Source organism: Stenotrophomonas thermophila (assembly GCF_001499715.1).
In the GTDB taxonomy this organism is placed as follows: Bacteria; Pseudomonadota; Gammaproteobacteria; order Xanthomonadales; family Xanthomonadaceae; genus Stenotrophomonas; species Stenotrophomonas hibiscicola.
In genome coordinates this window covers 1-19,633 of the sequence record NZ_CVIW01000019.1, presented here as the reverse complement: position 1 = coordinate 19,633, position 19,633 = coordinate 1, and the positions used below count along the sequence as shown (strand labels likewise).

Genomic DNA, 19,633 nt, shown 5'->3' with positions numbered 1-19,633 from the left:
ATCCAGTCGCAGGTTGCTTACGCCGCCTGCGCAGGCACGATGGGCATGCGCGCGCCCTGCTCCACCTTGAACACCGCCACCGACGTGGTCAGCGCATGCGCCTGTTCCTCCAGCGCGCGGCTGGCGGCAGTGGCTTCTTCCACCAGCGCAGCGTTCTGCTGGGTTACCTGGTCCATCTGCACCACCACCTGGTTGACCTGCTCGATACCGGCGGCCTGTTCCTTGCTGGCCGCTGCGATGTCGCTCATCAGCTGCGTGGTGCGCGAGCTGGCCTGGGCCACGCGGGCGATCGCGGCTTCCGATTCAACGGTCACCGCCAGGCCGCTCTTCACCTTGGCAGCGGCGTCTTCGATCAGTTCCTTGATCTCCTTGGCGGCGACACCGGCACGCTGTGCGAGCGTGCGTACCTCGCTGGCGACCACGGCAAAACCACGGCCCTGCTCACCTGCACGCGCGGCTTCAACCGCAGCATTCAGCGCCAGGATGTTGGTCTGGAACGCGATGCCGTCGATCACGGTGGAGATTTCCGAGATGCGTGCCGAGGACTGATCGATCTCACCCATCACCGACGCCATCTGCGCCATCGCCTGCTCGGTTTCGCGTACGGCGGCACCGGCGGCATGCGCTTCACTGTCGGCCTGACGAGCGAGCTCGGCATTCTGGCGCACAGTCGAGGTCAGTTCCTCCATCGATGCGGCGGCTTCTTCCAGGTTGGCGGCCTGCTGCTCGGTGCGGCGCGACAGGTCGTTGTTGCCGGCAGCCAGTTCCTGCGCCGCGTTGTTGATGCTGTCGGCGGCCACCTGGATGCCACGCACGATGCCGGTCAGCTGCGCGGTGGTGGTGTTGGCGTCGTCACGCATGCGGGCGAATACACCGTCGTACTCGCCGTCCATGCGTGCAGTCAGGTCGCCGTGCGAGATCGCACGCAGCACATCGGAGACATCAGCGATGCTGGCCTGCGAACTGGCCATCATGCCGTTGAGGTGCTCGACCATCGCCTTGAACTGGAACTGGAACGCAGCGGCGTCGCCACGCATGCTGAAATCACCGGCGCGCGCGGCCCGGGCCAGTGCATCGATCTGCGCGTTGATCGCCATCAGGCTCTGCTTCACTGCGGCCAGGGTGCGGGTCAGCGTACCCTTCTCGCCCGGGTAGTCCGGCAGGTCGCGGCTGAGGTCACCGATCGCGTAACGCTGCATCACTTCGGCCATCAGCAGTTCCACCTGCACGTGCGATTCGACCAGGCTGTTGGTGGCCTGCACCATGCGGCCGAAATCACCGGGGAAGGCGCTGGCGTCCATGCGGTAACGGATCGCACCCGCCTCGTGCTGTTCGGCCATCTGCAGCTGCGCGCCGATCGCCGCCTGCACACTCTGGCGCACGCTGGCCATGGCTTCACCCAGCTGGGTCAGTTCATCGCGGCCGCCAAGGCGGAACTCCTGGTCCAGCTGGCCCTTGGACAGGCGTTCGGCCAGGTTCACCGCGCGGGCCAGCGGGCCGGTCAGGCTGCGGCCGATCATCACCGAGGCACCGATGCCAGCAAGCAGCGCAACGCCGCCCAGCACCAGCAACTGCAGCAGGCTGCGCTCGCCCAGGCGGATCGCCTCGGCGGCCGCCTCACGGCTTTCCTTCTCCTCGAAGTCCACGCCATCGGACAGCGCCTTGTTCCAGCCGTTGGCGGCTTCCTGCACCGGGCCCAGGGTCAGCGCCACGGCGCCCGGGTAGTCGCCCTGCTCCATCAGTTCGCTGGTCTGCTTGTTGAGCGGGCGAGCAACGGCTCGCTTGGCGGCGATGGTTTCAGCGATGGCCTTGCCTTCGGCGTCACTGGGAAGCGCCTGGTAGGCGCTCCAGCTGGCCTCGTAGCGCTTGACCAGATCAGCAATGCGCTTCTCGTCGCCGGTGCGGTGATCACCCTGGCGGATCAGCATCTCGCGGCGCACCACCATCATCTGGTTGTTGGCATCAAGCATCTGCGACAACAGGCGCACCTTGGCCACGCTGACGTCGACCACCTGCTGCATCGCGCGCTTCTGCACGACACTGGCAGTGGCGCCGGTGGCCACCACGGCGGCAACCAGCAGCAGCAACAGGCCAAAGCCCAGCCCAAGACGCCAGGCAACCCTGACGTTCCTCAAGTAGTTCATGGGGGTATCCAAAACGGGGGGATGCGCCCGTATCGGCCGCGCTGCCGGCATTCTTTATCGGCAACACGCACGGGCGTCGGCAGCCGTTCACCTTGGTGGGGCCACGCACGGCGCTTCTGCGACAAGGGCCCGGGCCACGCCAGGGCTGCCCTGCTCATGCCGGCATCAGGTCGCTTTCACGGGGGCTGCGCAGCCTCTCCGGGCAGGGTAGAGCTGCCATCTGCCGGAGTCCTCCATGCCTGTATACCGCCCCGCCCTGCTCGCCCTGTCCTTGCTGGTGTCCCCCGCCTTCGCGCAGGTGCCGCCGCCGGCCCAGCTGCCGGAGCCCATTGCCGAGAAGGCCGGACCCGATACCGCGCCGCGCTCGCCGCTGCACGCCCAGGTGCTGCTGGATCGCGCGAATTTCTCGCCGGGCCAGATCGATGGTGAAGTGGGCAGCAACCAGCGCCGTGCGGTATCCGGCTTCCAGGCAGCGCGCGGGTTGACCGTGACCGGTGAACTGGACGACGCCACCTGGAAAGCGCTACAGGCCGATACAGTGGCCCCGTTGGTCAGTTACACCCTGACCGCAGAGGATGTGGCCGGCCCGTTCCAGACGATTCCCAAAGGGCCCGCCGCACAGGCCAAGCTGAAGTCGCTGGGCTTCAGCAGCGTGGAAGAAGGCCTGGGCGAGCGCTTCCACGCCTCCCCTGAGCTGCTGAAGGCACTCAATCCCGGCGTCGATCTGGCCAAGGCCGGCAGCCGCATCCAGGTGCCGAACATCGCCCCGGCCCCGCTGCCGAAGGCGGCCAAAGTGGTGGTCGACAAATCCGATTCCACGCTGCAGCTGCTGGATGCGCAGGGCAAGGTGATTGCGCAGGTACCAGTGTCCTCCGGCAGCCAGCATGACCCGCTGCCGATCGGTGAATGGAAGATCCTCGGCGTGTATCGCGATCCGCCCTTCCACTACAACCCGAAACTGTTCTGGGATGCGCGCAAGGGCGAGAAAAAGGCAACGCTGCCGCCGGGCCCGAACAATCCGGTGGGGCGGGTCTGGATCGACCTTTCCAAGCCGCACTATGGCCTGCACGGTACGCCTGAACCCGGCCATGTCGGCAAGACCGAATCGCATGGCTGCGTGCGCATGACCAACTGGGATGCGTTGCGCGTAGCCGATGCAGTGGATACCTCGGTACCCGTGGTGATGCAGGAGTGAGCCGATGCGTCTTTCGCAGCTGATTGTGCTGGGCGTGCTGCTGGGCCTGGGTGCAGGTTGGTGGTTGCGCCGGGATGTGGCTCAACCGGTGGCCGTTGCCCAGCCTGCCCCGCAACCCACAGTGGCTGCAACGCCGGTGAAGGCGCCTGCAGCTCCGCAGGTGGATGCAGCGCCTTCCGCATCGGTGGCACCGTCGGCCAACGCGAGCGGCACGCCAACCGGCCTGTTGCTGCCCGTACAGGGCATCGAAGCCTCGCAGCTGCGCGACACCTTCACCGATGCACGCAGCGAAGGGCGCGTACACGATGCCATCGACATCATGGCCGACGCCGGTACGCCGGTGCTGGCCGTGGCTGATGGCACCGTGGAAAAGCTGTTCGACAGCGAGCGCGGTGGCCTGACGATCTACCAGTTCGAACCCAGCGGACGCTGGTGCTACTACTACGCCCACCTGCAACGCTATGCCGATGGGCTGGCGGAAAAGAAGGTGATCAAGCGCGGGGAGGTGATCGGCTACGTCGGCAGCACCGGTAACGCCAGCGCCGACGCGCCGCACCTGCACTTCGAGGTGCACGTGCTGGGACCGGAAAAACAGTGGTGGAAGGGCGAATCCATCAACCCGTACCCGTTGCTGAAGCCGTCTGCTTCGCCGGCCGGCGCTGCCAGCGCCGCAAGGTGAAGGTGAACACCGCCAAGGCAGCCCCTGGGATCAGCACGAACAGAACCGTCTCGCCTTTCACGCTGGCATCCTGATCATCGCGTCGCGTCGCTTCCCCGCTGGCCTGCCCGCACGGTAACGAAGAAGCCCCGCTTTCGCGGGGCTTCTTCTTGCAGCGGTGCCAGGCATGGCCCGGCGCTACCGGTCTCTCACTCAGGCGAACGGATCCTGCAGCACCATCGTGTGGTCGCGGTCCGGGCCGGTGGAGACGATGCTGATCGGGCAGCCGGCCAGCTCTTCCAGCGAACGCAGGTAGGCGCGTGCGGCCGGCGGCAGGTCGTCCCACTGGGTGATGCCGTGGGTGTTCTCGCTCCAGCCCGGGAACTCCAGGTACACCGGGGTGCATTCTTCCCAGCCCTGCGCGTCCAGCGGCGCGTACTCGGTGCGCTTGCCGTTGTATTCGTAGGCGATGCAGACCTTCAGCTTTTCCATGCCGTCCAGCACGTCCAGCTTGGTGATGCACAGGCCGCTGATGCCGTTGATGGCCACGGCGCGCTTCAGCGCGACGATGTCCATCCAGCCGCAGCGACGCGGGCGGCCGGTCGAAGCGCCGTACTCGGCGCCGCGGTCACGGATGCCCTGGCCGACTTCGTCGTCCAGTTCGGTCGGGAACGGGCCGCCGCCGACGCGGGTGGCGTACGCCTTGGCAATGCCCAGCACGTAGTCGATCGAATCGGCGCCGACGCCGGAACCGGCCAGCGCACCACCGACGGTGGTGTTGGAGCTGGTGACGTACGGGTAGGTGCCATGATCGATGTCCAGCAGCGCACCCTGCGCGCCTTCGAACAGCACGCGCTTACCCTGCTTGCGCAGGTCGTGCAGGATGCCGGCCACGTCGGACTTCATCGGCTGCACGTATTCGCCGAAGGCCAGCGCCTCGTCGAAGGTCTTCTGGAAGTCGACCGCATCGGTGTTCAGATACTTGGTCAGCACGAAGTTGTGGTAGTCCAGCGCAGTGCGCAGCAGTTCTTCCAGCTGCTTCGGGTAGTGCAGGTCGGCGATGCGGATGCCGCGGCGCGCCACCTTGTCTTCGTAGGCCGGGCCGATGCCACGGCCGGTGGTGCCGATTGCCTTGCCACCGGCAGCGCGCTCGCGCGCCTGGTCCAGGGCGATGTGGTACGGCATGATCAGCGGCGCGGCCGGGGAGATCTTCAGGCGCGAACGCACTTCCACACCGGAGCCTTCCAGCTCGGCGATTTCCTTCTGCAGCGCGGCCGGCGAGATCACCACGCCATTGCCGATCAGGCACAGCGCGTCGTCACGCAGGATGCCCGACGGGATCAGGTGCAGGACGGTCTTCTTGCCGTTGATGACCAGGGTGTGGCCTGCATTGTGGCCGCCCTGGAAGCGCACGACGGCGCCGATTTCCTCAGTGAGCAGATCGACGATCTTGCCCTTGCCTTCATCGCCCCATTGGGCACCCAACACTACGACAGACTGACCCATGACGGGCTCCTCGATTTGTAGCGGCCATCGGGGCCGCGGACGGGTAAACCGTGGCGGGGCTGGCCAGCACCTGGAGGGCGGCTCCAAACGGGGAGCGGCCGGCGATGGAAGGCCCAGACACGGAAAAAGCCGAACGGGGAGGCCCGTCCGGCTTTTGTGCATTATCCGGGTTTCCGGGGTCGGGTGCCACCTTTCCGACGGACGGCTTCACCGGCCGGTCAGCCGCCCCGCCCGGTCGTGCCGGCCGCTCAGGCCCCGCCCGGTAGTGCCGGCCGCTGGCCGGCAATCCCAGGATGCCGGCCAGCGGCCGGCACTACCCTTTCAATGCCGCACCCACCACAGCAGGCTCAGGCCGGCCAGCAGCACCAGCCCGCCGAAGCTGCGCAGGGCCGGGCTGGGCAGGTCCAGCAGGCGTTCGGCCATGCGCTTCCAGGCGAACGGCGCCACGAACAGGAGCAGGCCTTCGAGCACCGCGACCAGGCAGACGGCGGCGAACAGATCTTTCATCGGGAACTCCGGAAAAAGCACGGGGCCCGGCGTCTGGCCGGGCCCCGTGGGGTACTGCCCTGCGACCTCAGCGGTCGTTCTTCAGGTACTGCAGGAACGGGTCGTTCTTGTCGAGCACGATCACGCCATTGCCGTCGGTCATGGAGCCACGGTAGGCCTCCAGGCTGCGGTAGAAGGCATAGAACGACGGATCGGCCGAGCCGGCCTTGCCATAGATGCGGGCCGCCTCGGCATCGCCTTCACCGCGCAGGCGCTGCGCATCACGCTCGGCCTCGGCGATCAGCACGGTGCTGTCGCGGTCGGCCTGGGCACGGATGGTCAGCGACTGCTCCTCGCCCTCCGCACGCAGCTTGGCCGCTTCCTGCTTGCGCTGGGCGCGCATGCGCTCGTACACGTCGTTGATCACCTGGCTGTCGGTCGGCAGGTCCACCTGCTTGATGCGCAGGTCGATCATCTGCATGCCCAGGCCAGCCACCGCTTCGTTGATGCCCTTCAGCTGCTCGGCGATCAGCTCGCTGCGGTCGCCGGACACCAGCTGCTGCAGGGTGCGCGAGTTGATCTGGTTGCGCAGCGAGTCGGTGATGATCGGCGCCAAGCGGGCGTTGGCCACACGCGGGTCGCCGCCGGTGGCACGGAAGTAGTCACCCACGTTGGAGATGTAGCCGATGGCGAAGAAGTCGACGCTGACGTCCTTCTGCTCGGCGGTGAAGTAGCGCGCCGGCGCAGTGTCGAGCACCTGGAAGCGGCGGTCGAAGACCTTCACCGTTTCCACCACCGGCACCTTGAAGTGCAGGCCCGGTTTGATGTCCGAACGCACCACCTTGCCCAGGTTCAGCACCATGGCGGTCTGGTCCTCACGGACCACGTACACCGAGCCGAGCAGGCCCAGCACCACCGCCACGATCACGGCGATCCAGATAGGACTCTTCATCGGCTGCCCTCCTCACGGCCGCTCGGTCGCCCGGTCGGGCGGCCCACCGGCCGGCCCGGATCACGGGAAGCTTCCGCCGCTGCACCCGGCAGCGACGGCATCACCACGTCCGGGTTGGCCACTGCGGCCGGAGCCGACGTGCTCGGACGGGTATCGCCGGTCATCGGCACGTAGATCAGCTGGCGGCCATCGCCACCGATCACCTTGCGGTTCTCGCTCAGCACCTGCTGCACGGTCTCCAGCCACAGACGCTTGCGGGTCACTTCCGGAGCGTCCTTGTACTGGGCCTGCAACAGGCTGAAGCGCTGCGCGTCACCCTCGGCCTTGGACACCACGGCCTGCTTGTAGCCTTCGGCAGTGGTACGGGCGCGCGAGGCCTGGCCCCGGGCTTCCGGCACGACCTTGGCGGCATAGGCCTGGGCCTCGTTGATCAGGCGTTCCTTGACCTGCTGGGCACCGTTGACCTCGTCGAAGGCCGGCTTCACTTCCTCCGGCGGACGGGCGTCCTGCAGGGTCAGGCCGGTCACGGTCAGGCCGGTCTTGAACGCCTTCAGCAGCGCCTGCAGGCGCTCCTCGGCGGCGACGGCCAGCGGACCACGGTTGTTCAGCACGGCGTTGAGGTCGGCGCGGCCAACTTCCTCGCGCACGGCGCTCTGCGCCGACTGCTCCAGCACCTGGTTGGCATCCACGGTGCCGAACAGGTATTGCTGCGGGTCGTCGATGCGGTACTGGACGTTCAGCGAGACGTTGACGATGTTCTCGTCGCGGGTCAGCACCGGCACCTGGATCGAGAACGTCTTGATCTCGGTGGCATTGACCTTGGTGACCGATTCGATCGGCCAGGGCAGCTTGAAGTTCGGGCCGGGCTGCAGGATGCGCGAGAACTGGCCGAAGCGCAGCACCACACCGCGCTGCTGTTCGCCGATCAGCTGGAAGCTGGAGAACAGCACCAGCAGCACCACGGCTGCCACCACCCAACGCACGATGCCGCCGTCGAACAGGTCCTTCAGCGGCCCGGGCAAACCGCCCCAGCCACCACCATTGCCACCGCCGCGTGACCCGAACGGCCCGCGTCGATTGTCCTCGGGGCCTTGTCCGCCCTTGTTGCCGCCGGGTGTATTCCAGGCCATGCACGCTCCATCAAGATGTGGGCTGCGGCGCGGGCCCTTCCCGCACCGCCAGCCGTGAAACCATCACCGATCATACAAGATGGGGCGGATCGGCAGGATCGAAAGGGGGGCAACGGGGTAAGGTGGCGTTTTCCTCGAAGTCAGGCAACGCCGATGGCCCCCACACCCCGTTCACCGCCTTCCGCATCGAAAACGACGACGCCGGCTATCGCAGCGGCCTGGTCCGGCTCGGGGTCGACGACCTCAACCCCGGCCAGGTGCTGATCCGCGCCCACTGGTCCTCGGTCAACTACAAGGACGCGCTGGCCGGTACTGGAAAAGGGAAGATCCTGCGCCGCTTCCCGCTGGTGGGCGGCATCGATGTGGCCGGCACCGTGGTCGCCAGCACCGACCCGGACTGGCGTGAAGGCGACGCGGTGCTGGCCACCGGCTGCGGCCTCAGCGAGACCCGCGACGGCGGCTACAGCCAGTACGTGCGGCTGGAATCGCGCGCGGTGATCGCCCAGCCGGCCGGGCTGACCCCACGCGAGGCGATGGTGCTGGGCACCGCCGGCTTCACTGCGGCGCTGGCCCTGCTGCGCATGCAGGACAACCGGCAGACCCCGGAACTCGGCCCGCTGGCGGTCACTGGTGCCAGCGGCGGTGTCGGTGCGCTGGCGCTGTCCATCTTCAGCCGTGCCGGCTACAGCGTGCACGCGGTCAGCGGCAAGCCGGACCAGGCAGGATTCCTGCGCAGCATCGGCGCCACCGAGGTACTGCCGCGCGACGCGCTGGCCGACACCGGCGCGCTGCAGTCGGCCCGCTTCGGGGGCGGCCTCGATAATGCCGGAGGCGACATGCTGGCCAGCCTGCTGGCGCAGACCGTGCCCTACGGCAGCGTGGTCAGTGCCGGCCTGGCAGCCAGTCCGGCGCTGGACATGACGGTGATGCCGTTCATCCTGCGCGGTGTCTCGCTGCTGGGCGTGTCCTCGGCCAATGCGCCACGCGGACTGCGTGAGGAAGTGTGGTCGCGGCTGGGTAGTGACTGGAAGCCGCAGCACCTGGACCGCATCTGCACCGCCGAAGTCGGCCTCGATGGCCTTCCTGCCGTATTCGAACGGATGCTGGCGGGCGGTTCGCTGGGTCGCACCGTGGTGCGGATCGACTGAACGTCGCAGGCAGGCGACGGACGGCAGACGCGGCCCTCCCGCCGGTAATGGGCCCGCACTACACTGCGGGCATTACATGGGGAACAACATGGCACGCATTCTGATCGTCGACGACTCACCGTCGCAGCTGTTGGGGATACAGCGCATCGTCGAGAAGCTCGGGCACCAGATCCTGACCGCCACCGATGGCGCCGCCGGGGTCGAAACCGCCAAGGCCGAGCTGCCCGACCTGGTCCTGATGGACGTGGTGATGCCCAACCTCAACGGCTTCCAGGCCACCCGTACCCTCGCCCGCGACGAGGCGACCCGGCATATCCCGGTGATCCTGGTGACCACCAAGGACCAGGACACCGACCGCATGTGGGGCATGCGCCAGGGCGCCAAGGCCTACATCACCAAGCCGTTCTCGGAGGACGAGCTGTCCGAGGTGCTGGAGCGCGTGTTCGCGGGCCAGGGCTGAGACGCGCGCGGTAGTGCCGGCCGCTGGCCGGCAATCACGCATCACCGTCCAGGGCAATGAAGTTGCCGGCCAGCGGCCGGCACCACCTTCAAATGGTCTCGCCGAACGCCTTGGCCAGATTGCGGTACGCCTTCTTCTGCGCCTCATCGGTCGCAGCCGGGGCCAAGATCTCGATCTCGACGATCTGGTCGCCATCCGGGTTGCCCGGCAGGCCACGCCCGCGCAGGCGCAGCTTGCGGCCGGCATCGGAATCGGCCGGAATCTTGAGTTCCACCGCACCACCCAGGGTCGGCACGCTGATGCTGGTGCCCAGCGCGGCCTGCCACGGCGTGAGCGGCAGCGTATAGAGGATGTTGCGACCATCGACCTCGAACTGCGGGTGGGCGGCGTATTCCACCTCCAGCAGCAGATTGCCGCCATGGTTGCCCTGCCCTGCCAAGCGGATCACCTGGCCCGGGCGGATGCCCTTGGGCACGCGCACGTCCAGCTGCTTGCCGTTGACGGTGATGCGCAGGCTGTCGCCGCTGTAGGCCGCTTCCAGTGGCACCGACAGCTTGGCGCGGGTATCGCGGTTGGGCGCATGGCCCTGGCTGCTGAAGCCCGGACCGGCCCCCGCGCCCGCTCCACCGCGCTGGCGCGCGAACAGGCTTTCGAAGAAGTCGCTGAAGCCGCCGTTGGGGCCGCCGCCGCCGAACACTTCCTCGAAATTGAAACCACCGGCGCCGCCGTAGTTCGGCGGCACGTTGAACTCCTCGCCCGGGCGATAGCCCTGCGCGCGCAGCTGGTCGTAGGCCGCGCGCTTTTCCGGATCACGCAGCGCCTCGTAGGCCTCGTTGACCGCCTTGAACTTGTCTTCGGCCCCAGCCTCCTTGCTGACGTCCGGGTGGTACTTGCGTGCCAGCCGGCGGTAGGCGGTCTTGATCTCCGCCTCGCCCGCGCTCGGTTCCACCCCCAGGGTGGCGTAGTAATCCTTGAATTCCATCCAGCTACCTCGATTCGCTTCGGCCGCGCCGGTGGCGCCGCCCCGGGTTCATTCTACGCGCCTGCGAGGCTACGCCGCCCCTCGTGCGGCCCCGGTGAGGCCGACTGATCCTGCGCAATGCGGTTGCCATCCCCATGCGTCACGCTGTGGCTGGAAGGCCTCGCCGCAAAACGTGAAGATGGGGCCTGCACACCGGGTTTCCAATGTCTTGACGCCCCTGTCCCATCCGGCCCACTAGCCTGCCCCAGCAAGGAGTTCCCATGACCATCCATGTCGGCGACCGCATCCCGGAAGTGACCCTCAAGCGCATCCGTGAGGGCATCGAAACACTCGACACGCATTCGCTGTTCGATGCGCGCAAGGTGGTGCTGTTCGCCGTGCCCGGCGCGTTCACCCCGACGTGCTCGGCGCGTCACCTTCCCGGCTACGTCGAAAAGTTCGAGGCCTTCCGCCAGCGCGGCATCGACGTCTACTGCATGGCCGTCAACGACCCATTCGTGATGAAGGCCTGGGCCGCCGACCAGAGCGTGCCCGACGGCCTTCTGATGCTGTCCGACGGCAATGCCGAGCTGACCCGCGCCTTGGGTCTGGAGCTTGATGCGAGCGCGTCGGGCATGGGAATCCGCTCGCGTCGTTTTGCCCTGTACGTCGACGACGGCGTAGTTCGAGAGGCCTGGGTTGAACAGCCCGGCCAGTTCGAAGTGTCTTCGGCCGAGTACGTGCTGGAGCATCTCCCCACCTGATTCCCCACCGCAGAAGGAAACGGCCAGCCATGTCCACGCAGCCAGCCAAAGCCAGCAAGCCCGCCGCGGAAATTGCCGGCATCAGCGACCGCAAGACCCTGCGCGAACGCGCCCGGCGCAACATCGAAGATGGTGCGATCACCGACAGCTACAATGCCGACCGCGAGGCAGTGATCAAGCTGCTCAACGACGCACTGGCCACCGAGTACGTCTGCGTTCTGCGCTACTACCGGCACTACTTCATGGCCAAGGGCATGCTGGCCGACGCGGTGAAAGCCGAGTTCCTCGAGCATGCACAGCAGGAGCAGGCGCATGCCGGCAAGCTGGCCGAGCGCATCGTCCAGCTGGGCGGCGAGCCGGATCTCAACCCGGATACGCTGACCGCGCGTTCGCACGCCGAATACAAGGAAGGCAGCGACCTGCGCGACATGGTGCGCGAGAACCTGGTGGCCGAGCGCATCGCCATCGACAGCTATCGCGAGATGATCAACTTCATCGGTGACCGCGATACCACCACCAAGCGCATCCTTGAAGAGATCCTGGCGCAGGAAGAAGAGCACGCCGACGAGTTCGCCGACCTGCTGGATGGGTGGATCGGGGAGTAGTCGCTACGCCACGCGATCGCTGCCATCTACGACGTTGTAGAGCCGAGCCCATGCTCGGCTGACCGCGGCACGCACGTCGCAGGAGCAGCCGAGCATGGGCTCGGCTCTACAGCAGCGTGACAACATGCGGGAAGTGCCATCCTAGGTCGGCATCTAGCGCAGGACGTTGAACCGCACCTGCGTCCAGGCGCCGTCGGCTGCCAACGCGGTCAGGGTGTGCGTGCCGGGTTCGGCGAACTCTCGCTGCATCAGCTGCGCGCCGTGGGTCTGCGCAATCCAGCGTCCATCCAGCAGCCACTCCACCGCCTGCTCGCTGCCCAGCGCGCGCAGCTGCAGGCGTACGCCATGTTCCGAATTCGGCGCGCGCGCCAGCGTGGCGCCATCGTTGAGCCCATCGATGTGTAGCGCAACGCTGGCCTCGCGGCCATCATCACGGCAGTCCGGCGACAGCGCCGGCAGCTGCGAGGCTTCGCGCGTGGCCTTGGACAGCCATGGCGACAGCAACGCTGGCCAGCGCGCGATCTCGCGCGCTACTTCTTCGTGCGGCAAGCGGCAATCGGCTGACACGCGCAGACCGGTACGCGCATCGGCAAGGTAGCGCTGCCGACCCGGTTGCCAGCGCCGTGCTTCGCGCTCGGGGAAGGTCGGCGGTGCGGCGCCATCAAGCAGGTAAGCCGGCATCCTGCGCTGGCAGAGTGCCGTGGGCAGCCCCTCGGCACGTTCGCCGGTGGGCCAGCAGACATCTTCCTGGCTGACACTGGCCGGCATCGGCGCGGCCGCCGAATCACCGCGCTGGCGCGGCAGGCTGTCCACCACCTCGAACATCAGCGGCAGCGCGGTCACCGCGCCGTACTGGCCCGGTAGCGGTGTGCCGTCCGGCCGGCCCACCCACACGCCCACGGTGTAGTGGCGGGTACTGCCGATCGCCCACGCATCGCGGTACCCGTAGCTGGTGCCGGTCTTCCACGCCACGCGCGGGCGGCCACCGACATCGAACGTCCCGACGCTGTACCCCGGCCGCGGATTCGATTCCAGCATCTCGCGCACGATCCAGCTGGCACCCGGCGAGGCCAGGCGCCGCTCGATCATCGGCTCGTCATCGGTGTAGCGCACGCGCCCGGCGATGCCATTGCGGTTGAGTGCAGCGAATGCGCCGACCAGGTCTTCCAGCCGCGCGCCGGTGCCGCCCAGGATCAGCGACAGATTGGGCGTACTGCCTGGCGGGAAACGCAGCTGGATGCCCGCGTGCGACAGACGTGCAGCGAAGCGCGCGGCGCCGACCCGCTGCAGCAGGTCCACCGAGGGCACGTTCAGTGACAACCGCAAAGCGCTTGACGCGCCGATCGGCCCGTTGAAGGCCATGTCGAAGTTGCCGGGGCGGTAGCTGCCGAAACTCTGCGGCGCATCGACCAGCAGGCTTTCCGAATGGATCAGGCCATCATCCAGCGCCATCGCATAAAGGAACGGCTTGAGCGTGGAGCCCGGCGAGCGCCAAGCCTGCACCATGTCCACGTGGCCGAGCCGCTGGCGGTCGCCGAAGGACAGGGTGCCGACATAGGCACGCGCCTGCAGGGTCTGGTTGTCGACCACCAGCAGCGCGGCCGAGGTGCGCTCGGGCAGCGTCGAGAAATAGCTGGCCACGCGTTCCTCCAGCGTGCGCTGCAGGCCGATGTCGATGCTGCTCTGGATGCGTGCCCGGCCCGGATGCGCCGAATGCAGGCGCTGCGCCAGCAACGCGGCGTGCAGCGGCGGCCGCAGCGAGCGCGCCACCACGTTCTCGATGCGCGCATCGTCCACCTCTTCGGCTGTCCACGCGCCCAGCTCGGCCATGCGTGACAACACCTTGTCGCGTGCCTTCTGTGCCGCTTCCGGGTGGCGGTCCGGGCGCAGCCGGCTCGGCGCCTGCGGCAGCACCGCCAGCAACGCGGCCTCGGCATGTGACAGCTGCGCCGCCGGCTTGCCCAGATAGGCCCAGCTGGCCGCTTCCACGCCTTCGATGGTGCCGCCGTAGGGCGCGCGCTCCAGATACAGGGCCAGGATCTGCTGCTTGCTCAGGTGCACTTCCAGCTGCACCGCGCGCAGCATCTGCTTGAGTTTGCCCCAAGGCGTGCGCGAGTGCGGGTCGAGAATGCGCGCCACCTGCATGGTCAGGGTCGAACCGCCGGACACGATGCGGCCGCCGCGCAGCAGCTGGCCGCTGGCACGCAGCATCGCCACCGGGTTGATCCCCGGATGGCGCCAGAACCAGCGGTCTTCGTAGGTCAGCAACGCCTGCAGGTACAGCGGCGAGACGCTGTCGATCGAGGCAGGATAACGCCACACGCCCTCGGCATCGGCGAACGCACGCAGTGGCGTGCCGTCGGCGGCCACCACCAGAGTGCTGGTTTCGCGCTGCTTCGGCAGCGGGGGCGGGAAGGCGAAATCCAGCACCAGCAGCAGCGCCAGCGTGGCGGCCATGCCCCAGCGCAGCCACGGCCACAGAGGCTGCAGCCGGCGGCGCAGGGCTGCCAGCCGGGTCGTCATCCTGTTCGTCATTGCAGCGTGCCGCATTGGAGCTTGCCAGCTGGACGGGCCGCGCCGTCGCGGCCCATCCGTGGGATCAAGGCTGCACCACCGTGATCGTGGTCGGGTTGCTGCGGCCAACGCCACGCAGCTGCGGCCGGTACATGTCCTCCACCAGCGGTGGCGGCACCGAGTAGGTACCCGGGGTCACCGCGCGCACCAGGTAGAACACGTTGGCCTTGCTGCCACGCGAGAGCTTCAGCGCGGCCACATAGCGGTCGTCGCGGAACTCTTCGTGCTTGGTATCGGCCGCTTCACCGCGGTCGCTGATGGTGATGCCATCGACCACCACATCGGCCCACTGCTTGGCGTCGCCCAGGTTGAAGTTCTCGATCTCCAGGCCCGCCGGCAGCAGGTCGGTCAGCAGCGCATCGGGCATCGTGGTGTCGGCGGTGACGGTGACGCGCACGATCAGTGCTTCGCCTTCCTTCAGCGGTCGCGGCGACCACGGTTTGCCATCGGTACCGAAGTAGCTCCGTTCAATACCCAGCACGCTGTTGTCCGGCGCCGGTGCGCTGCGCGGGATGCCGGCCACGTCGATGCTGGCGAACATCGGCGGCTGCCCCTGCGGAGTGAAGCGCACACCGCTGGCCAGCTCACTGGCGCTGAAGTTGCGGCCGAACAGCTTGCGCTCGCCGATGGCTTCGCTGTTGCCACCGATCACCAGTTCACCGGCCACCAGCGCCTTCTGGTTGGCGGCGAGCGCCTTGCCGAGACGTGCAATCGCCACCTGTTCCTGCGTGCTCAGCCACATCCAGCCGGCATTGCGGCGCGCATCCAGGCCGCGGCCGAGGTCAACCGCACGTGCATCCCAGGCCGGCTTGGCCAGCTTGTTTTCGTGGGTCAGCGCGATCATCAGCGCGTCATCACGGATCGCACTGCCGTAGTCGCCGAAGTACGAGGGGCGCTCGCTGCTGGACTTGGCAAAGGCCGCCGCCAGCGCGGCCTGGCCACGCTTGGCATCGCCCTGCAGTGACAGCGCCACGCCCAGGTGGACCAGCGACAGGCCGCCCACCGCCTTGCTGCGCTCGTTGTCGTACAGCGTGCGCAGGGTACCGAGCGGTGCACGGTTGACCCGGGCCAGCACGTAGCCCGAATAGGCCTGGTTGGCGAACTTCAGCTTCTCGCGGTCGTCCTGCCCGTAGAACTGGTTGCCGCCGGACAGCAGGTCCTCGCTAAGCCGGTTGAGCGCCTTCTGCAGCACGTTATCGGGCACCGCGAAACCGGCATCCTTGGCGTCGAGCAGGAACTCGGTGATGTACGGGGTCAGCCACGGGTTCACGTAGCCGTCGTCACCCCACATCGAGAAGTTGCCGTTGGCCACCTGCATCGACGCCAGGCGACCGAACGCACCTTCCATGCGCTCGCGACGGGTCTTGGCATCCAGGCCGTCGGCACCGAGCATCGACGACGTCGCCTGGTCCAGGATCAGCGCCGCGTAACCCTTGCTGGTGGTCTGCTCGGCACAGCCGTAGGGGTAGTTCAGCGCGCCCTGCAGTGCACTAGCGAACGGAATCGGCGGCAGCGGGCTGACCAGCAGGCGGGCATTGACCGACTCCGACATCAGGCCATCGGTCAGGCTGTTGTCGAGGCTGACCGCCGCCAGCGGATCGAGCGTACGCACCTGCGAACGCAGCACCTGCGGCCACGCCGCACGCACCGGCAGGTCGTAACGGCGATCGGCCTTGAAGCCGTTGCCGTCCACCCGCACCCGCACCTTGGCCACGCTGTGGCCCTCGCGTGCCGAAAGCGGGAAGCTCAACGTGGTCTTGGCGTCGGCATTCAACTGCACGCTGCGGCTGCCCTCGCCCAGGTTCAGCGGGCCCTCGCTTTCCACCTTCACGTTGAACTGGCCCGACTTGCCGGTGAAGTTCTGCACATCCAGGGTCACGGTGCTGCGGTCGCCCGGAGCGAGCACGCGCGGCATGCTGGCTTCAGCCAGGATCGGCGCGCGCACAACGGTTTCCACGTCGCGCTTGCCGTACTGGTCATCGCTGTAGACCAGTGCCGACACCCGCAGGGTACCGTTGAAGTCCGGCACCTTCAGGCGGATGCGGGCGATGCCCTTGGCATCGAGCTGCACCGGGCCGGAGAACAGGTCCACGGTCTGCACGCGCGCAGTCGGGCGCTTGGCCTGCGGCAACGCCTGCAGCGCCATGTCGCCACCGAACTTCAGCTTGCCGCTGCTGCCGTCGAAGCTCTCGATCACCCGGCTGTAGATGTCGTAGGCATCGATGCCGAGGCGACGCTGGGCGAAGAAGTGCGCACCGGCGTCGGGCACCGGGAAGCGGGTGATGTTGAGGATGCCCACGTCCACCGCCGAGACGGTGACGTGCGCCATCTTGCCGGCCAACTGTGGTGCGCTGACCGTCACCGGCAGGTCCTGCTCCGGGCGCATCTGCTTGGGCGCGGCCAGGCCGACGGCCACGGTGCGGCCCTTGCGGTCCATCGGCACATGCACCACGCCCACGGCACGGGCCGGAGTGATCTTGCTCGGCGCACTGCCGCCACGGAACACCAGCGCGGTGATGTAGACGTCGTGGCGTTCCCAGTCAGCGGTGACCGGAATCTTGAAGGTCGAACCCGGCTTGGCGTCGATGCCCTGCACGTACAGCATGCGGTCGGTCTCGACCATCAGGATGCCCTTGCCGGCATGCGGCGGGGTCACCGTCACTTCCAGGGTGTCGCCGGCCTTGTAGCCGGTCTTGTCCAGGCCCAGCTTGATCTTGTCCGGGCGCGCGTCCAGGCCGCGGTTGTCATCGCCCCAGCTCCAGCCGGCGCGGAACGGGTAGCGGCTGGTCAGGCCGGTGGACGGATCGAACACGTCCACGCGGTACTCGCCCCACTCCACCGGGAAATCGAAGGCGACCGCGCTGCCGCCGGCATCGACGGTGCGCGTTTCCTTGTTCTCGAAACGGCGGGTGAAATCGTAGTCCCAACGGTTGTCGTTGAAGGTCCAGTGGTAGTCGCGCAGTTCCCGCACCAGGGTGATCTTCAGGCCCTTGGCCGGCTGCGGCGCGCCGGTGGCATCCACGCGCATCAGCTCGAAGCGCGCGTTGCCGTTGGAGTCGGCACCGTCCTCGGGGTTGAACAGCGGGCGCACGCCGACCAGCGCATTGGCCGGCCACATCACCCGTTTCAGGGTACGGGTGACCGTGCGGCCACCGGTTTCATACAGGCTGCCGGACAGCACCACGGCAATCGGTGCCTTGGCCTTGGCCGCCTCTTCCGGCAATGCCACGTCCTCGCGCAGCTGGCCGTTGGCCGGCAGCGTGGTGTCGATCACGTCCTTGGCTTCGCGCGGCAGCTGCAGGGTCGGGTCACCGAAGAAGTAGCCCGGCAGGCCTTCCACCGGCTGCTGCTCGGCGGCCACCGCCATGCGCGCGGTGAAGCGGTTGCCATCGGCCGGTGCCCCGTACAGATAGGCACCATTGGCCTGCAGGCGCAGGTCCTCACCCGGCTTCAGCGTCTTCTGCGCGCTGTCCAGGTCCAGTTTCATGCGCTCGGGCAGGAACTCCTCGATGCGCAGGGTCATGCCCTGGATCGCTTCCTTGCTGGCCGGGTCGGTGCGGAACTCGACCTGCCAGCGCCCGGTCGGCGCCTCGGCGGGGATCACCTGCTCGAAATTGATGTAGCCCTGGTCACCCGGCTGCAGGCGGGTCTCGCGGAACGTCTTGCCGTCGGGCTGCTTCAGGCGCAGGAACACCGGTTGCGCCTTGACCGGCTTGCCATCGTTGTCACGCAGCAGCGCGGACAGGCGCACGGTCTCGCCCGGGCGGTACAGGTCGCGGCCGGACCAGGCATAGACATCGAACCACGCGTTGTCGCGGCCGGCCACGGCGAATTCGCTCAGGTCCAGCGCTGGCTGGTTGAACGGCAGGAAGCTGGTGTCCTTGCCGCTGCTGGCGACCAGCACGTGGGTGGCATCCAGGGTGTAGTTCAGCAGCGCATTGCCGTTGCCATCGGTGCTGCCCTTCAGCACCACCTCGCCCTTGGCGTCGAGCACGCGCAGGTCGATGCCCTTCAGCGGCGCGCCGTCCTTGAGACCGGCGGTATGCACGAACAGCTTGTCCTTGTAGGCGCGGGTGTGCAGGCCGATGTCACTGACCGAGAAGAACGCGGTATCGAATTCGCCCTCATAGTCGCCGGTGCGCTTGAGCAGGGCGAAGTACAGGCCCGGCTCCTGCAGTTCCTTGATGTCCTGGGTCGGCAGGTAGGTCAGCACCCGCTCGTTCTGCTTGCCGCCAAGGATGAAGCGGTTGACGTAGACCGGCTCGGCCAGCTTGTTGATCGGGCTGCGCTCGTAGTCGCTGCTGAGCTCCCAGCTGCCGCGGCGACCGCCGCGCTGGTACTGGCTGAAGAAGGTCGGCAGGTCCTTCTCGCGCACGCGCAGGAACTCGACGTCAACCTCCGGCACGTTCACCGAAACCACCGGCAGGCCACGGCTGTCCTTGGCCGGTAGTACGCTGCCCTGCGAGGCGAAGCCGACCACCGGCTTCAGCTCGCCGCTGAACACCTTCTGCTTCAGTTCCTTGCCCAGCCGGCTGCCGTCGGCGGCCAGCAGGTCCGGCGACACCACCAGGCTGAACTCCTTGCCGGCCTCGACGAACGGGTAGCGCAGGGTCAGGCCGTCATCGGACAGGGTCCAGCTGCTGTCGTCCGTGCCGACCTTCTCCTCGAAGCGCACCAGCGTGTCGAAATCCTGGGTGCCGACCAGCGGGCGCGAGAACTCCAGCGCCAGCGACAGGCCGTCATTCTTCTGGTCCGGGTAGGCGCGCAGAAGGGTGAATTCCTTCACCTGCTCGGCCTTGGTGGTGATCGCCTCGCCACTGGCCTTGGGCAACTGCCCGCTGTCGTTGCGGCAGCCGGCCAGGCCCAGCAACAGGCCTCCTGCCAGTACCGCCGCCGCCCATCCCCACCGCTTCCGCCGTGCCGGACCGCTCATGTCGTCACTCCTTGATCGAGGCGGCCATTATAGGCAGGCCACGTCAAGGTGTTGACGCGAATTCGGCAATCGCCCCGGTGCGGGCAGTGCCGGCGCTGGCCGGCATGGCAGGTTGGA

General features: G+C 67.5%; 14 protein-coding genes. 6 read left to right on the top strand and 8 right to left on the bottom strand.

What is annotated here, in order from left to right; all coding sequences use genetic code 11:
- Positions 1 to 17: 17 nt before the first annotated feature.
- Positions 18 to 2,144: a methyl-accepting chemotaxis protein gene (locus BN1263_RS10270; protein ID WP_058980977.1), complete on the bottom strand. Its 2,127-nt coding sequence runs from the start codon at positions 2,142 to 2,144 to the stop codon at positions 18 to 20.
- A gap of 235 nt (positions 2,145 to 2,379) precedes the next feature.
- Between BN1263_RS10270 and BN1263_RS10265 the strand changes: the two genes are divergently transcribed.
- Positions 2,380 to 3,339: a L,D-transpeptidase family protein gene (locus BN1263_RS10265; protein ID WP_058980975.1), complete on the top strand. Its 960-nt coding sequence runs from the start codon at positions 2,380 to 2,382 to the stop codon at positions 3,337 to 3,339.
- Between the two features lie 4 nt (positions 3,340 to 3,343).
- Positions 3,344 to 4,018: a M23 family metallopeptidase gene (locus tag BN1263_RS10260; protein ID WP_058980973.1), complete on the top strand. Its 675-nt coding sequence runs from the start codon at positions 3,344 to 3,346 to the stop codon at positions 4,016 to 4,018.
- Between the two features lie 192 nt (positions 4,019 to 4,210).
- On the opposite strand, the gene BN1263_RS10255 is transcribed toward BN1263_RS10260, so the two are convergent.
- The 4 genes from BN1263_RS10255 to hflK all read right to left on the bottom strand — a co-directional run bounded on the left by BN1263_RS10255 (position 4,211) and on the right by hflK (position 8,071).
- Positions 4,211 to 5,503, bottom strand: coding sequence for an adenylosuccinate synthase (locus BN1263_RS10255; protein ID WP_019660036.1), 1,293 nt, complete (start codon positions 5,501 to 5,503; stop codon positions 4,211 to 4,213).
- A 321-nt stretch (positions 5,504 to 5,824) separates the two neighbouring features.
- Entirely contained in the window at positions 5,825 to 6,010 is a 186-nt protein-coding gene (locus BN1263_RS10250) for a DUF2065 domain-containing protein (protein WP_058980970.1), read from the bottom strand.
- 67 nt (positions 6,011 to 6,077) lie between these two features.
- Entirely contained in the window at positions 6,078 to 6,941 is an 864-nt protein-coding gene (gene hflC, locus BN1263_RS10245; protein ID WP_019660037.1) for a protease modulator HflC, read from the bottom strand.
- Entirely contained in the window at positions 6,938 to 8,071 is a 1,134-nt protein-coding gene (hflK, locus tag BN1263_RS10240) for an FtsH protease activity modulator HflK (RefSeq protein WP_005410642.1), read from the bottom strand. The genes hflC and hflK overlap by 4 nt, the downstream gene beginning before the upstream one ends.
- 122 nt (positions 8,072 to 8,193) lie before the next feature.
- On the opposite strand from hflK, the gene BN1263_RS10235 reads away from it, so the two are divergent.
- Positions 8,194 to 9,219: a YhdH/YhfP family quinone oxidoreductase gene (locus BN1263_RS10235; protein WP_058980968.1), complete on the top strand. Its 1,026-nt coding sequence runs from the start codon at positions 8,194 to 8,196 to the stop codon at positions 9,217 to 9,219.
- Positions 9,220 to 9,307: 88 nt separating this feature from the next.
- Positions 9,308 to 9,679, top strand: coding sequence for a twitching motility response regulator PilH (gene pilH, locus BN1263_RS10230; RefSeq protein WP_005410644.1), 372 nt, complete (start codon positions 9,308 to 9,310; stop codon positions 9,677 to 9,679).
- A gap of 88 nt (positions 9,680 to 9,767) precedes the next feature.
- On the opposite strand, the gene BN1263_RS10225 is transcribed toward pilH, so the two are convergent.
- Entirely contained in the window at positions 9,768 to 10,661 is an 894-nt protein-coding gene (locus tag BN1263_RS10225; protein ID WP_058980965.1) for a DnaJ C-terminal domain-containing protein, read from the bottom strand.
- 260 nt (positions 10,662 to 10,921) lie between these two features.
- Between BN1263_RS10225 and BN1263_RS10220 the strand changes: the two genes are divergently transcribed.
- On the top strand, positions 10,922 to 11,404 hold the full coding sequence (locus tag BN1263_RS10220) for a peroxiredoxin (protein WP_005410646.1): 483 nt from the start codon (positions 10,922 to 10,924) through the stop codon (positions 11,402 to 11,404).
- Positions 11,405 to 11,433: 29 nt separating this feature from the next.
- The gene (locus tag BN1263_RS10215; RefSeq protein ID WP_058980963.1) at positions 11,434 to 12,009 is read left to right on the top strand and encodes a ferritin-like domain-containing protein; all 576 of its coding nucleotides are present in this window, start codon (positions 11,434 to 11,436) and stop codon (positions 12,007 to 12,009) included.
- 153 nt (positions 12,010 to 12,162) lie between these two features.
- Here BN1263_RS10215 and pbpC read toward each other — a convergent pair whose 3' ends face one another.
- Positions 12,163 to 14,544: a penicillin-binding protein 1C gene (pbpC, locus tag BN1263_RS10210; protein ID WP_058980961.1), complete on the bottom strand. Its 2,382-nt coding sequence runs from the start codon at positions 14,542 to 14,544 to the stop codon at positions 12,163 to 12,165.
- A 64-nt stretch (positions 14,545 to 14,608) separates the two neighbouring features.
- Positions 14,609 to 19,516 carry an alpha-2-macroglobulin family protein gene (locus BN1263_RS10205; RefSeq protein ID WP_058980959.1) on the bottom strand — a complete coding sequence of 1,636 codons (4,908 nt, stop codon included), beginning with the start codon at positions 19,514 to 19,516 and terminating at the stop codon, positions 14,609 to 14,611.
- Positions 19,517 to 19,633: the final 117 nt, after the last annotated feature.